The organism is Pantoea sp. X-Soil-MYKO-1785 (genome assembly GCF_059730675.1).
On sequence record NZ_AP036000.1, the window covers coordinates 2,366,303 to 2,380,156 of the forward strand.

The window sequence follows — 13,854 nt, forward strand, 5'->3', positions numbered from 1 at the left end:
GGCGGCGACCAGCGCTACCGGGCCAAAAAAGTGTCACTGTCGGGTCACTCAGTCAGAATGGTTTCGACCTGTGCCGGACCGCTGCTGTACATTCCCCAGTAAGGATTGGGTCCCCAGTAGCCGGGACGATGACGCGTCGGACCATACCAGATCCACGGATCGATCGGCTGCGGCGGCGACATTACCTGTCGGGTCAGATGCCAGCGCTGATAGCCTCGCACATTAATCACCACAAACTTGTAGTTCGCCTCGCCAATCTTGCCGGGCTCCGTGCCTTTGATGGTGCCCAGCACCGTGACAAACTGATCTTTCACATCCACCGGATCGACGAAGCCGTGAATATCGGCATAGATACGGCCCACCGAGGCCGCGCCCAGTCGTGGACGGGCACTCTCATCCAGCGGCTGCGTGGCGATCTCCAGCCGGGTTTTGCCGTTGAGGTTGGTGACATTCACCACCTTACCGCCAAAACGCGACTCCTGGCCGGTGTAAATGGCCGGATCGTTCATGACCCGCAACAAATCCTGCTGCGGCTGCGGTGAACTGCCCTGCAGGCTGGCCGGAATCGAGACACAACCAGTTAAAACCAGCGTACAGGTCAGCAACAAACCTGTTAGCCCTTTCGCGCACATTGACATAGGCGTCCTCCCGTTACGTAAAGACTTAGACTGGACGCATAACAATAAGTTGCGTGCGATCTAGCGGCCCGGCAACTTTTTCCATGCCACCTCATTACGCAGATAGGTAGGCTCAGCATTTTCCGGTTGCAGGGTGTTCCCCTGGCGTAAAGCAATCACCGCCAGCGGTAACATATCTTCAGCGGCGGGTAAGCTGACCTCACTGGCGTGCAGCGTCAGGGAATGACCCTGCTGCAGTTCGGGATAAGCCTGCCAGCCGGTGCCGGCGGTCATCCACTCGCCCGACAGCGCCTGCATCCGTGCCTGCGCGGCGGCGGGTGACAGCACGCTTTCGCTGGCTTCACCCTGCCAGACACCCTGCTCATCGCGCTGGTATTCGGCCCAGTAGACCTCACCCATCCGCGCATCAATGGCGGTTAACACGCGGGTGGCGCGCTGCAGGCGCCAGGCGCCCTCTGCCAGCGTGGCCAGCGTCGAGACACCGATCATCGGCAGCGCCGCACCAAGCGCCAGGCCCTGGGCAATTCCAATCCCGATACGCACGCCGGTAAAACTGCCGGGACCGCGACCAAAGGCCAGCGCGTCGAGATCGGTCAGGTCGAGCTGCTGCGCCAGCAGTAACTCTTCGATCAGCGGCAAAATGCGCTGAGTATGATCGCGCGGGGCAATCTCAAATCGGGCATCAATCTGTTGCTGATTCAGCAAGGCGGCTGAACAGGCTTCTGTCGCCGTATCCAGCACTAAAATTCGGGCTGACATGACCACCTCAGGAGAATGAAAACGGCGCGCATCTTAGCATAAAATCAGGCGTCAGGTTGCTGCCGTATAAAGGCGATGGCGCGGGCGATGTCGCGGGTGCGCGGCGTCGGCGGCAGGCTGTTGAGAAACAGCGCGCCATAAGGACGCGAAACCAGCCGCTGATCGCAAATCACCAGCACGCCGCGGTCGTCGGTATCGCGGATCAGCCGCCCGACGCCCTGCTTCAGAGTGATCACCGCATCCGGCAGCTGCACATCGGTAAACGGATCGCCACCGCGGATACGGCAATCTTCCATTCGCGCCTTGAGTAACGGATCTTCCGGTGAGGTGAACGGCAGCTTATCGATGATAACCAGCGAAAGTGCATCGCCGCGCACGTCGACCCCTTCCCAGAAACTACTGGTCGCGACCAGTAAGGCATTGCCTTTATCGATAAACTGTTTCAGCAACTGACCTTTGCTGGTTTCGCCCTGTACCAGCACCGGTAACGTCATTGAGGCCCGGAATTCTGCCGCCAGCTCACGCATCATCAGGTGCGAGGTACAGAGGAAGAAACAGCGCCCTTTGTTGGCGTCAATCAGCGGCTTCATCATGGCGGCAAGCTGCCGTGCGCCGCCGGGACGGTTGGGTTCAGGCAGGTTGCGCGGCACGCATAACAGGGCCTGCTGCGCATAATCGAACGGACTGTTCAGAATCAAACTTTTTGCTGCGTTCACGCCCAGCCGCTCAGCAAAGTGCTCCATCTTCTCATCCACCGCCAGCGTGGCGGAGGTGAAAATCCAGGCTGCTTTGCGGTTATCCATCACTTCGCGGAAGCGTTCCGCTACCGACAGCGGCGTCAGCGCCAGAATAAAGTGGCGTGAGGTGCATTCATACCAGTAGCTGTAGCCCGGCTCATTGATCGCCCGCAGCCGCTTCAGTCGGCCACGGTAGAGGGCCGCCCGCTCAAACGCCGCATCCAGCAACGCTGAACGGCCAAGGGAGAGTTTGATCACGTCGTAACAGAGTTCAAGCGCATCATCCAGCAGCGTAAACATCCGCAGGATGTTGTTATCGCTTAGCAGTTCCCGCAGATTACCGCGGTAACCCGGGTCGCCGAGCGACAAACGAAAATCCTGAGCACACTGCGCCAGGCGATCGGCGGACTTCTGCAGTTGCTGGACGTCGCGCACTTCGGTGCGGTAGGCGGTAATAATATCTTTGGCGAGGTCGAGCAGTTGCCGGCTGGAGAGCTGTTGGCCGAAATACTGGCTGGCGATATCGGGAAGCTGATGGGCCTCATCAAAGATCATCACGTCCGCTTCGGGAATCAGTTCGCCGAACCCACCCTCTTTGACCACCAGATCCGCCAGAAACAGGTGATGGTTTACCACCACCACATCCGCGTCCATCGCACGCTTGCGCGCTTTGACTACGAAGCACTCTTTATAACGCGGGCAGTCGGTGCCGAGGCAGTTATCGTTGGTGCTGGTGACCAGCGGCCAGACCGGGCTATCTTCAGTGACGCCGGCACAGCTGCTGATATCGCCATCAGCGGTCTGCGATGACCAGCTCCGCAACGTCACCAGATCAGTCAGCGCCTGTACCGCCAGATCGCCGCCCGCCATCGACTGCTGCTCCAGCCGCTCCAGGCAGAGATAGTTGGATCGCCCTTTCAGTAAGGCAGTCTTTCCTTTGTATTTCAGTGCGCCGATCATGGTCGGCAGATCGCGGCCGTAAAGCTGATCCTGCAGCGCTTTCGATCCGGTAGAGACGATCACTTTCTTGCCGGCCCGCAGCGCGGGAGCCAGATAAGCATAGGTTTTCCCGGTGCCGGTACCGGCTTCTACCACCAGTTCACCCTGCTGTTTTACGGCTTCAGAAACCGCCTGCGCCATTTCACGCTGCGCTTCACGCGGCTTAAAGCCAGCTATCGCCAGCGCCAGCGCGCCATCAACTGCAAAATCGTCTGCCACATACCCTCTCAAAGAACGGCAAAAACACTGTAATTATGTCAGTATTAAATTCACAAAGCAAAATAGAGGGTAATCAGTAGGTTAACTATTATCAGCGCGAAGTGCAGCCGATTTTGCGATGGTCGTTATTGCTCCGCAATGAAGAACAGCGGCGCATGGCCGCCTGATAGGAACGGATAGCCATGCCGATACGCCTGGCGGCGCAGCGGCCATTAGCACAGCCAGACCAAAAGCGGTTACTGAACGATCATCCGACCGTTAAGATGCTGCAAAGGACGATTATTGGTGCTTTTCAGTGCCTGTTTAAACGCGTCGAGCTGAGCCTGAGAAAGCGTTACCGGCTGTTTTAGCACCAGCCAGCGTATGCCTTCAGTGCAGGGTGGCGTGGTCAGTGATCCGCTAAAGCGATAGTAATGCAGGTCTTGCGGGAAGAGTGCCCGTAAATCGACTTCGCTTTCAATTTTCTTCTGTTGGTTTTCGTCTGCTGGCATAGAAGCAATCAACGGCAGCAGCGCTGGATTCTCTTTACCCACCTCAAACATCACCGCCACAACGGCCAGATCACCATCGTCTTTGCTGTGTACAAAGTGGGCTTCCAGGGGAAAGGTGTGGCCGTTAATCTGGTTTTCGCTCGGCGTGTGGAAGTGGTACTGCTTAAGGATGAATTTTTCACCATCAAGAACAAAGGTATCTTCATCATCAACGGTGACCTGGATAGTGTGGCCATTATTGATTACCTTCTCTGCGGAGATAAGGTAGTGCAGGTTGAGTGGTGGTAAATGTCCTTCGATAGCATCTTTAATGTTGATCGGTGACTGAGCTTTGCCTTCATGGCAGATGTGATAGTCGTGGCTTAATTGACTCCAGTGCTCCGGACCCGCTTTCCCTTCATAGGTCCAGTGCGGTGCATCCGCTCCTGCTGCGCTGAGAGTCGACAGCGCCAGAACCAGACTGAGTACCCCGGTTATTTTCATTTTCAATCCCTGTTTAGTGGTCTTAATGCCAGAGCGAAAAGCATATTACTGATAACTCTGAAGCAACAAGGCAATAGCAGTGTCAGGGCGGGTTACAGCCGATATAGTCGGTCCCGAATGCTCATTAAGGTTAATTTTGTTAACGATTCACGCAGAAACAGTCTGGCAGGATACGGTAAGGGGCGATCAACAGTGAAACGGATGGTATCGGCGCGTTATTTCAATACTCGTTCAGAAAAAACGTTCAGCCGCTCAAACAATCCGGCGGCCCGCTCTGCTGCTGAAACTTTAACCGAAACAACAAAACCGCCTGAATGACGGTTTTGTTGGGGTGACGCGTTAAGTGCGTCGTGTGATAACAGCCGGTATATTAACAAGCCCGTTAGCTATCGAGGATCAGGCTGGCAGGAAAGGTTAAATATCCTTTTCTAACGGATCCTGGCCGGGTTCTTCATCCTCTTCTTCATCTTCCGGATAGATTTCAGCGTCATCAGGCAGCGGTTCATCGTAATCAGGACGTTCAGACATAATTACCTCCGGTGATAAATAGCAGTGCTGCTATTTCATCTCAGCATAGTTAACCCCCACTTCCGCCCGCCCGTTTTTGGTTAAAAGTGTGAGTTAAGCGGTAATAATCCTGCTGCCGTGCCCCTGACTGCCGTGGCCGCTAATGATGCAGGTAAAAGGCCCCCGCCAGCATGATGACGAACAGAACGGCAAAGGTGATAAAACCCTGCTTTGCACCACGCGACAGACCGACGAACGCCGATACCACAATAAACAGCAGCGTCAGTGCGCCTGCCATTACCCAAAACAGATACTGCGTATTCGCCATGCTTTCATCCTCATCCTGTGGCGTCATTTATCGGCTGATTTATATCATTTTTTGCTGCGGGGTGCGCCACTTCTGTTGCCCGGCGTGCCGCTTACTTTTCGCCACCGCCTGAGACAGTGTGATGCCGCTATCAAATGCGACAGATTGCTGCGAGGAACCAGGCGCACTGATTATAATCATTACATCACCTTATCGTTGAGATCGGGCATTCGTAAGGTGACGCGCGGTCAGCACAGTGGCGCAGACCGCCTCTACCGCACTGCCTGCCTCAGGCGGAGGAACGTTATGAATCATTCCCGCATCGGATCGCTTATCGGCGTGCTGCTGGTCTGTGGCTGCCAGGCACCGACCCCTGAACAGGCACGCCTCGGTCAGCCGGTGTTTCAGGCCCAGAGCGCCCGCACCGTCCCGCAGCTTAGTGACTGTATATATCGTGGCTGGTCTACCACCGAGGTGATTGCCAGGGACAATACTACGCATACGCAACCGCAGGGTGAGCAGATCACCGTCCTGACGTGGGAAGATTCGATTTTCGCCGACGTGACGCCACAGCGACACGGTGCCGGGGTAAAATTCTTTACCACCTTTAATATGTGGCCGCAGGTGATGGCCGATCGTCAGGCTATCGTCAAACGCTGCCTGTAAGGTGGAAGAGATGACAGCGGCATAAGGAATGTGCCAGGCTAATGCCCATCAAACCAGGGAGAAAAAGATGAGTATTACCCGCATCGATCCGGAACATCGTATGTCCGAAGCCGTGATTCACAATGACACCATCTATTACACCAGCGTGCCAGAGAATCTGGATCAGGATGCTGAAGCGCAGACGGCCAATGCACTGGCGGTGATTGACAGATTGCTGACGCGACTCGGCAGCGATAAGAGCAAAATTCTTGATGCCACCCTGTTTCTGGTGGACAAAGCGGACCTGCCCGCAATGAACCGCGCCTGGGACGCCTGGGTTTCCCCGGATAACGCGCCAGTACGCTGCACGGTTCAGGCAGGTCTGATGAACCCGCAATACAAAATCGAAATCAAAATCATCGCAGCACGTTAAGCCTGCCGGGCGCTATTCTTCTTCATCCTCATCGTCGAACAGCGCCCGGATGTGCTCGCCTTTATGATTCTGGCGAATTTCCTGCGCCACCTGGGCGATAGCTTCGCCACTCGATAGGCCACCCGCCATCAGTTCCTGAATACGCTCGACGGCCTGCTGTTGCTGCTCATGAGAGAGAGCCGGTAATCCTATAGCCATGTTTCACTCCTGCGTTGGGGGCAGCGATTATCACACGCCGAACAAACAGGTGCCAGTCAGGAAAAAATATGTCAGTCTGACGACCTCTTTGCTCTCTGATTTGTCTGCCTGATGATTGTTGAAACCCTCAGTCTTGATTATACCCCGGATGCGCTTATTCAGCGTTTCGCCCCGATTGCCAGCCTGCCGTGGGCAATGCTGCTCTCTTCCGCCCATGCCGACCATAGCGACAATCGTTTTGATATTCTGACCGCCGATCCGCGCGCCACGCTGGTGACCCGCGGTGACGTTACCCACATCACCGATGCCGGCGGCTACAGCGAATCTGGTGCAGATCCGCTGCAACTGGTCCAGCAGCAGTGCGATGCGCTGGGCGTCACGCCGCGCAGTGATGACAATCTGCCGTTTCAGGGCGGCGCGCTTGGCCTGTTTGGTTACGATCTCGGTCGCCGCTTTGAGCGGTTGCCGCAGCTGGCACAGGCCGATCTCACCACGCCGGATATGGCGGTCGGCATCTACGACTGGGCATTGATTGCCGATCATCATCGTCAGACCCTGACGCTGCTGGCATTGAATGATGTTCAAGCCCGCGCCGCCTGGCTGGCGCAGTGGCCTGAACGTGAAGCGGTGCCGTTCAGCCTTACCAGCCGGTGGCAATCCAGCCTCAGTTACGCTGACTATGCGGCACGCTTTGCTGCGGTTCAGGTCTATATTCAGGCAGGTGACTGCTATCAGGTGAACCTGGCTCAGCGTTTTCAGGCCGGTTATCAGGGTGATGAGTGGCAGGCTTTTTGTGCCCTCAATCAGGCCAACCGCGCGCCGTTCAGCGCCTTTCTGCGCCTGCCGCACAGTGCGATCCTCAGCCTGTCACCGGAGCGCTTTCTGTCATTGAATGATAAACAGATCGAAACCCGCCCGATCAAAGGAACCCGTCCCCGCTGTGCCGATCCGATCGCCGATCGGCAACAGGCAGATGCTCTGCAAAACGCAGAAAAAGATCGCGCCGAAAATCTGATGATTGTCGATTTGCTGCGTAACGACATTGGCCGCGTGGCGGTGCCGGGTTCGGTCAGCGTGCCTGAGCTGTTTGTGGTCGAGCCCTTTCCCGCCGTTCATCATCTGGTCAGCACGGTGCGGGCGCAGCTTCCCGACAATCTACAGGCCACCGATCTGCTGCGCGCCTGTTTCCCTGGTGGCTCAATCACCGGCGCGCCCAAAATCCGGGCAATGGAAATTATTGATCAGCTGGAGCCGCAGCGCCGCAATGCCTGGTGCGGCAGCATTGGCTATCTCAGCCTGTGTGGCCGTATGGATACCAGTATCACCATCCGCACCCTGATTGCTGAAGGTCAGCAGCTCTACTGCGCGGCGGGCGGCGGCATTGTCGCCGACAGCGAAGTACAGGCGGAATATCAGGAGACGCTGGATAAAGTCAGCCGCATTCTGCCGGCGCTGGAACAGGGGGTCTGAATGGCGCTCACGCTTGACGCCTTCCGCAGCCGCTTCCTGCTGCAGCCACCGCAACACAATACCCACCGTCTCGCCGGACGGCATGCCGCAGTGCTGGTGCCGATTGTGGCGCGACCGGAACCGGGTCTGTTGCTGACCCAGCGCTCTCATGCGCTGCGTAAACATGCCGGACAGGTCGCCTTCCCCGGCGGCATGCAGGATGATACCGATGCCTCGCTGATTGCGACCGCTCTGCGGGAAGCACAGGAGGAAGTGGGCATCGATCCACAGCAGGTTGAAGTGTTAGGCGTGCTGCCTGCCGTCACCAGCAGCACCGGCTTTCAGGTGACGCCGGTGCTGGCGATCATCCCGCCGGATCTGCCGCTACGAATCAACCCGGACGAGGTGCGCAGCGCCTTTGAGATGCCGCTGGCCGAAGCGTTACGGCTCAGCCGCTATAGCGCGCTGGAGATACACCGCGCTGGCGTGCGTCATCCGGTCTGGCTGTCACGCTATCAGGATTACCTGGTCTGGGGCATGACCGCTGGCATTATCCGCTCACTCAGCGAGCAAATTGCGTTCTGACGCCCACTTTTGCCATTAACCTGTTGCTTTCCAGCCTGCTGAGCGGCGGGCCGGGCTATAATTTTTTCTATCGGTTTTAATAAGTTTATTTCATGCGAAAAGCTGCTCTTTTCTCCGGCATGACTATTACTATTAGCGCCATAAACTGCCCCGGCAGACTGAGAATAATTTGTGAGGAGTGTCACCTGTGATTAGTGTTTTCGACATGTTCAAAGTGGGCATTGGCCCATCAAGTTCGCATACTGTCGGCCCGATGAAAGCGGGTAAGCAGTTTGTGGATTTGTTATCCGAACAGGGAAAGCTGCAGGAGGTGACCCGCATTGCGGTAGATGTTTACGGCTCCCTGTCGCTGACCGGTAAGGGCCACCATACCGACATCGCTATTATTATGGGACTGGCGGGCGAATCTCCCGACACGGTCGATATTGATGCCATCCCGGCCTTTATTAAAGATGTCGCCCAGCGTGAACGTCTGCTGCTGGCCAAAGGAGCGCATGAAGTCGACTTCCCGCGTGAGGGCGGTATGGTGTTCCGCAGTGAAAACCTCTCGCTGCATGAAAACGGTCTGCGTCTGCTGGCGTTCGCTGGCGATCTGCTGATTCTGTCGAAAACCTACTACTCCGTCGGTGGCGGCTTTATCGTCGATGAAGAGCATTTCGGTCAGTCGGCGCTGGATGAAGTTTCGGTGCCGTGGCCGTTCCACTCCGCCAAAGATCTGCTGGCGCACTGCCGCGAAACCGGACTCTCGTTATCCGGTCTGGTGATGAAAAACGAACTGGCGCTGCACAGCCGCGATGAGATCCACGCCTACTTCGCCAACATCTGGCAGACCATGCAGGCCTGCATCGATCGCGGCCTGAATACCGAAGGCGTGCTGCCGGGTCCGCTGCGGGTGCCGCGCCGCGCCGCCTCGCTGCGTCGACTGCTGATCTCCTCGTCTAAGCACTCTAACGATCCGATGATCGTCATCGACTGGATCAATATGTTCGCGCTGGCGGTGAATGAGGAAAATGCCGCCGGCGGACGGGTTGTCACCGCGCCAACCAACGGCGCCTGTGGCATCGTGCCGGCGGTGCTGGCCTATTACGACCACTTTATTGAGCCGGTAACGCCGGATATTTTCCTGCGCTACTTCCTCGCCTCCGGTGCCATCGGCGTGCTGTATAAAATGAACGCGTCGATTTCGGGCGCGGAAGTGGGATGTCAGGGCGAAGTCGGCGTCGCCTGTTCGATGGCGGCAGCCGGTCTGGCAGAACTGCTGGGCGGCAGCCCGGAACAGGTTTGCGTCGCCGCCGAGATCGGCATGGAGCATAACCTGGGGCTGACCTGCGACCCGGTCGCTGGCCAGGTTCAGGTGCCGTGCATTGAGCGAAACGCTATCGCCTCGGTCAAAGCGATCAATGCGGCGCGTATGGCCCTGCGTCGCACCAGTGAACCGCGCGTCTCACTGGATAAGGTGATCGAGACGATGTATGAAACCGGCAAGGACATGAACGCCAAATACCGTGAAACCTCGCGCGGCGGTCTGGCGATTAAAGTACAGTGCGATTAATCGAAACGTTTGATTGTTTAATTAATGTGCAATCGTAATGAAATCCGCATCCTGCGCTATCTCAGCGCAGGCTAAACCGGTAGAGTGATTTCCGCGCGACTATCCTGGTCGTGCAACTTTCCAGCACCGCTTTTCTGCATTCCGGCCTCAATATTGATCGGGCCGTGCCGATAACAACCCCGTTATTTTTGGCTTTTTTCTGGTTTTTTGGGAAGGTGGTACTGATGCTCATGGCCCAGCAATTTGTTGGACAATTCAGACGCAAGCGTTTGCTGATTGCGCTGGCAATCGCCACCGTGGTACTGATTCTGACGCTGGCATTTCGTTATATTGAAGAGAAGTCGCGTATTGAACAGCAGGCGATGGATTTCGCCGATAAAGCGATTATGCGGTTTGACCGGATGTTTTCACCGCTGGATGTTTCCGCTAATAACACGCTCGGACTGGTCGGCGTGCCCTGCCGCGACGTGCGTTTTCCGCTGATTGAGAAAATTTCCGCGCTGCAAACGGTGCGCGCCATTCTGCTGGTCGATAATGACGCGATCTACTGTTCCAGTATCTTTGGTCCGCGTGCGATCCCGTTTAGCGAGACCTATCCCGAACTGGCCTTTACCGGTCAGCGCATGACGCTCGCCACCGACAATTACCTGTTAAAAGGGTCGCCGGTATTATTACTCTGGACGCCAAGAAGCCTGGATAATCGCTCCGGTATTTTGCAGGTAATTAACATCGAAATGATGAGTAATTATCTGCTGGAACCGCAGTTGCCGTGGGTGGAACGGGCGGTCTTCAACGTCAACGGCGAAAGCCTGGAGTATGGCAATCCGCTGATTGAACCGACGCTGCCGTCGGAAGATGAGGTGAGTTACTATCAGGCCTCGCTGCGTTATCCCTACACCCTGACGCTGTACGGTCCCTCCCCAGCCCGGCTGGCCATGCACACGCTGCCCTCGCAGCTGCCGCTGGCGCTTCTGCTCAGCCTGCTGATGGGCTATATCGTCTGGCTGGCGACCGCCAACCGCATGAGCCTGAGCTGGCAAATCAGCTACGGCATCACCGCTAACGAGTTCATGGTCTACTGCCAGCCGCTGATTAACGCCAGAAGCGGCCAGTGCGATGGTATTGAGCTGCTGCTGCGCTGGCATAATGCGCGTCAGGGCTGGGTGGCACCCGATGTGTTTATTCCGCTGGCCGAACGACAGAATCTGATTAAGCCGCTGACCCGCTTCGTGCTGAATGAAGTGGTAAAGCAGCTCCCTCACCTGCCGGCCTGTCCGGGTTTCCATATCGCTATTAACGTTGCCGCCAGCCATTTCCGCGACCGCGCGATTTTGCAGGATCTGCAGAACCTCTGGTGGCCGGCCAATCCGGTGCCGAAGCTGGTGGTTGAGTTAACTGAACGCGACGCCCTGCCGGTGGTCGATCAGTCGGTTATCGCCCAGCTGCATGAGATTGGCGTGCAGCTGGCGATTGATGATTTTGGCACCGGCCACAGCTCGCTCTCCTACCTGAAGGATTTAAAGCCCGACGTCCTGAAGATCGACAAAATCTTTACCGCCGCCATCGGTACCGATGCGATTAACGCCACTGTTACCGACATGGTCATTTCACTGGCGCAGCGCCTGAATATCAGTCTGGTGGCGGAAGGGGTTGAAACCGCAGAACAGGCCGCCTATCTGCGCGGGCGCGGCGTCGATCATCTGCAGGGCTATTATTATGCCCGTCCGATGCCGATCGGCGATTTCCCTGGCTGGCTGGCAAAGCACAAGCCGGACGTTGAACCGTTCCCCACCTGACCGCAGATGATGCGTCGGTGGTAACATCAGGCTAAAAAAAAGCCGCTGCATCAGGGCAGCGGCGTTCTACAACCTCAGACAATCAGTGGGCGACTCAGCCGCCCGCTATTTGCCTGCCACGCCTTAGCGTTCTTCCTCTTCATCCTGCGGCTGATCTTTGGTAACCCGCACCAGATCGATACGGTAATCGGTCGCTTCGATAATCTGAAAGTGCAGCGGCGTGATATCAATCACCTCTCCCGGCTGCGGCAACTGCCCTTTCTGGGCAATCAGCAGGCCCGCCAGCGAGGCGTGATCTTCATCCGGATCAACCAGCTGATGGAAGTCGAGCAGCTGTTGCAGCGAGTGCAAATCGGTGCCGCCTTTCACTAACCAGCCGTCGCCATCGGCGATGATATCCGGCGTTTCATCCTCATCCGGGAATTCACCGGCGATCGCTTCCAGCACGTCAAGTGGCGTAATCAAACCCTGCACCACGCCAAATTCGTTGGTGACGATAACAAAACTGCCTTTGGCACGACGCAGCACGCCGAGCAGATTGATCGGGTCCAGCGTTTCCGGCACCACAATGGTCGGGGTATTGGCGGCAAAGGTCGCTACATCAACGCCGTGTTCCAGCGCCACCAGCAGCTCTTTCGCCCGCACCACGCCGACAATTTCGTCCAGCTCACCGCGACAGACCGGGAACAGGCTGTGCGGCGTATCCAGCAGCTGAATACGAATCTCATCGACCGGACGGTTGGCATCCACCCACGAGATTTCACCGCGTGGCGTCATAATGCTGCGAATCGAACGGGACGCCAGCGTCAGCACGCCATTAATCATATAGCGCTCTTCATCTTTAAACGCTTCCTGCGGCATCGCTTCAGTCAACGCGGACTCTTCATTACTGCTGCTGTTAGCCGTCTGGGCGCGATTGCGGCCGCCCATCAGCCGCAGGATCGCTTCGGCAGTACGCTCACGCATCGGTCGATGCGACTGATGTCGGATAAAGTTTCGACGGGCAATCTGGTTAAACAGCTCAATCAGGATCGAGAAGCCGATCGCCGCGTAGAGATAACCTTTCGGAATATGGAAACCAAAGCCTTCGGCCACCAGCGACAGACCAATCATCAACAGGAAGCTCAGACAGAGCACCACCACCGTTGGATGTGCATTGACAAAGTTGGTTAACGGCTTAGAGGCCAGCAGCATCACACCCATTGCAATCACTACGGCGGTCATCATCACCGGCAGATGGTTCACCATGCCGACCGCGGTAATGACCGCATCAAGTGAGAACACCGCATCCAGCACCACAATCTGCGTCACCACCGCCCAGAAACTGGCGTAACCCCGGTTGCCGGAACCATCCAGCTGACGGTTCTCCAGCCTTTCATGCAGCTCCATGGTCGCCTTGAATAACAGGAACAGACCACCCGCCAGCAGAATTAAATCTCGTCCGGCAAAGCTGAAATCACCTACGCTGAATAGGGGCGTGGTGAGCGTCACCATCCACGAGATCAGCGACAGCAGGCCCAGACGCATCACCAGCGCAAGCGACAGGCCGATCAGACGCGCTTTATCACGCTGCTTCGGCGGCAGCTTGTCCGCCAGGATGGCGATGAAGACCAGGTTATCGATGCCCAGCACGATTTCCAGCACCACAAGCGTCAGTAAACCCGCCCAGATTGAGGGGTCGAATAGAAATTCCATTAATGACTCCTGAACGAGGAACAGTGTGAACCGATGCGTGTCAGCGCGTTAAAGCGTGACAGAGTGACGATCGGGGAAGCAGTGAATACGCCGTCAGGCGAAAGATGACGCGCCAGCAGGCGCAAAGAACAGGTTAAGCGACGTCGGTGACGATCCATATAGGTGGGCTGAGGCCCGTTACTCCTGAATAATAAACAGATCGTTAATGTATCAGGTCGCGCTTTGGCGTCAAAAAATTTTCTTATTTTTACAATCTGTCATTCAAATGACGGAGCGCAATAAATTGCAGGTTCGGTTAATCAGGCTGCGAATAGCAGACAGCCATCACATAATTTATTTTTTCGATCACTAAAATAAATCG

At 56.4% G+C, this 13,854-nt stretch carries 13 protein-coding genes; 6 read left to right on the plus strand and 7 right to left on the minus strand.

Annotated elements, in window-relative coordinates:
* Nucleotides 1-44: 44 nt before the first annotated feature.
* The 5 genes from AC6I8D_RS11420 to AC6I8D_RS11440 all read right to left on the minus strand — a co-directional run bounded on the left by AC6I8D_RS11420 (nt 45) and on the right by AC6I8D_RS11440 (nt 5,161).
* A complete protein-coding gene (locus AC6I8D_RS11420) occupies nt 45-638 on the minus strand; it encodes a Slp/YeaY family lipoprotein (protein ID WP_312757187.1) in 594 nt (197 codons plus the stop codon).
* Between the two features lie 60 nt (nt 639-698).
* Nucleotides 699-1,397 (minus strand): tRNA (adenosine(37)-N6)-threonylcarbamoyltransferase complex dimerization subunit type 1 TsaB, encoded by a 699-nt coding sequence (tsaB, locus tag AC6I8D_RS11425; RefSeq protein WP_497820218.1) that lies wholly within the window; start codon nt 1,395-1,397, stop codon nt 699-701.
* Between the two features lie 44 nt (nt 1,398-1,441).
* Nucleotides 1,442-3,352 carry a DNA repair helicase YoaA gene (gene yoaA, locus AC6I8D_RS11430; RefSeq protein ID WP_312055776.1) on the minus strand — a complete coding sequence of 637 codons (1,911 nt, stop codon included), beginning with the start codon at nt 3,350-3,352 and terminating at the stop codon, nt 1,442-1,444.
* A gap of 236 nt (nt 3,353-3,588) precedes the next feature.
* Nucleotides 3,589-4,326: a carbonic anhydrase gene (locus AC6I8D_RS11435; protein ID WP_497820219.1), complete on the minus strand. Its 738-nt coding sequence runs from the start codon at nt 4,324-4,326 to the stop codon at nt 3,589-3,591.
* A 667-nt stretch (nt 4,327-4,993) separates the two neighbouring features.
* Nucleotides 4,994-5,161 (minus strand): hypothetical protein, encoded by a 168-nt coding sequence (locus tag AC6I8D_RS11440; RefSeq protein ID WP_312055774.1) that lies wholly within the window; start codon nt 5,159-5,161, stop codon nt 4,994-4,996.
* A gap of 285 nt (nt 5,162-5,446) precedes the next feature.
* Between AC6I8D_RS11440 and AC6I8D_RS11445 the strand changes: the two genes are divergently transcribed.
* Nucleotides 5,447-5,806 (plus strand): hypothetical protein, encoded by a 360-nt coding sequence (locus AC6I8D_RS11445; RefSeq protein WP_312055773.1) that lies wholly within the window; start codon nt 5,447-5,449, stop codon nt 5,804-5,806.
* 67 nt (nt 5,807-5,873) lie between these two features.
* A complete protein-coding gene (locus AC6I8D_RS11450) occupies nt 5,874-6,218 on the plus strand; it encodes a RidA family protein (protein WP_312055772.1) in 345 nt (114 codons plus the stop codon).
* A gap of 12 nt (nt 6,219-6,230) precedes the next feature.
* Here the strand turns inward: AC6I8D_RS11450 and AC6I8D_RS11455 are convergent, their stop codons facing one another.
* The gene (locus tag AC6I8D_RS11455; protein WP_312055771.1) at nt 6,231-6,416 is read right to left on the minus strand and encodes a YoaH family protein; all 186 of its coding nucleotides are present in this window, start codon (nt 6,414-6,416) and stop codon (nt 6,231-6,233) included.
* 111 nt (nt 6,417-6,527) lie between these two features.
* Between AC6I8D_RS11455 and pabB the strand changes: the two genes are divergently transcribed.
* The 4 genes from pabB (at nt 6,528) to pdeD (ending at nt 11,798) form a co-directional block, all read left to right on the plus strand.
* A complete protein-coding gene (gene pabB, locus AC6I8D_RS11460; protein WP_497820220.1) occupies nt 6,528-7,886 on the plus strand; it encodes an aminodeoxychorismate synthase component 1 in 1,359 nt (452 codons plus the stop codon).
* Entirely contained in the window at nt 7,887-8,450 is a 564-nt protein-coding gene (locus AC6I8D_RS11465) for a CoA pyrophosphatase (RefSeq protein ID WP_312757195.1), read from the plus strand.
* A gap of 187 nt (nt 8,451-8,637) precedes the next feature.
* Complete coding sequence (locus tag AC6I8D_RS11470) at nt 8,638-10,002, plus strand: L-serine ammonia-lyase (protein ID WP_089561422.1); 1,365 nt, start codon at nt 8,638-8,640, stop codon at nt 10,000-10,002.
* Nucleotides 10,003-10,226: 224 nt separating this feature from the next.
* Nucleotides 10,227-11,798 (plus strand): cyclic di-3',5'-guanosine monophosphate phosphodiesterase PdeD, encoded by a 1,572-nt coding sequence (gene pdeD, locus AC6I8D_RS11475; protein WP_312757197.1) that lies wholly within the window; start codon nt 10,227-10,229, stop codon nt 11,796-11,798.
* A 123-nt stretch (nt 11,799-11,921) separates the two neighbouring features.
* Here pdeD and AC6I8D_RS11480 read toward each other — a convergent pair whose 3' ends face one another.
* Nucleotides 11,922-13,493: a TerC family protein gene (locus tag AC6I8D_RS11480; RefSeq protein ID WP_031374632.1), complete on the minus strand. Its 1,572-nt coding sequence runs from the start codon at nt 13,491-13,493 to the stop codon at nt 11,922-11,924.
* Nucleotides 13,494-13,854: the final 361 nt, after the last annotated feature.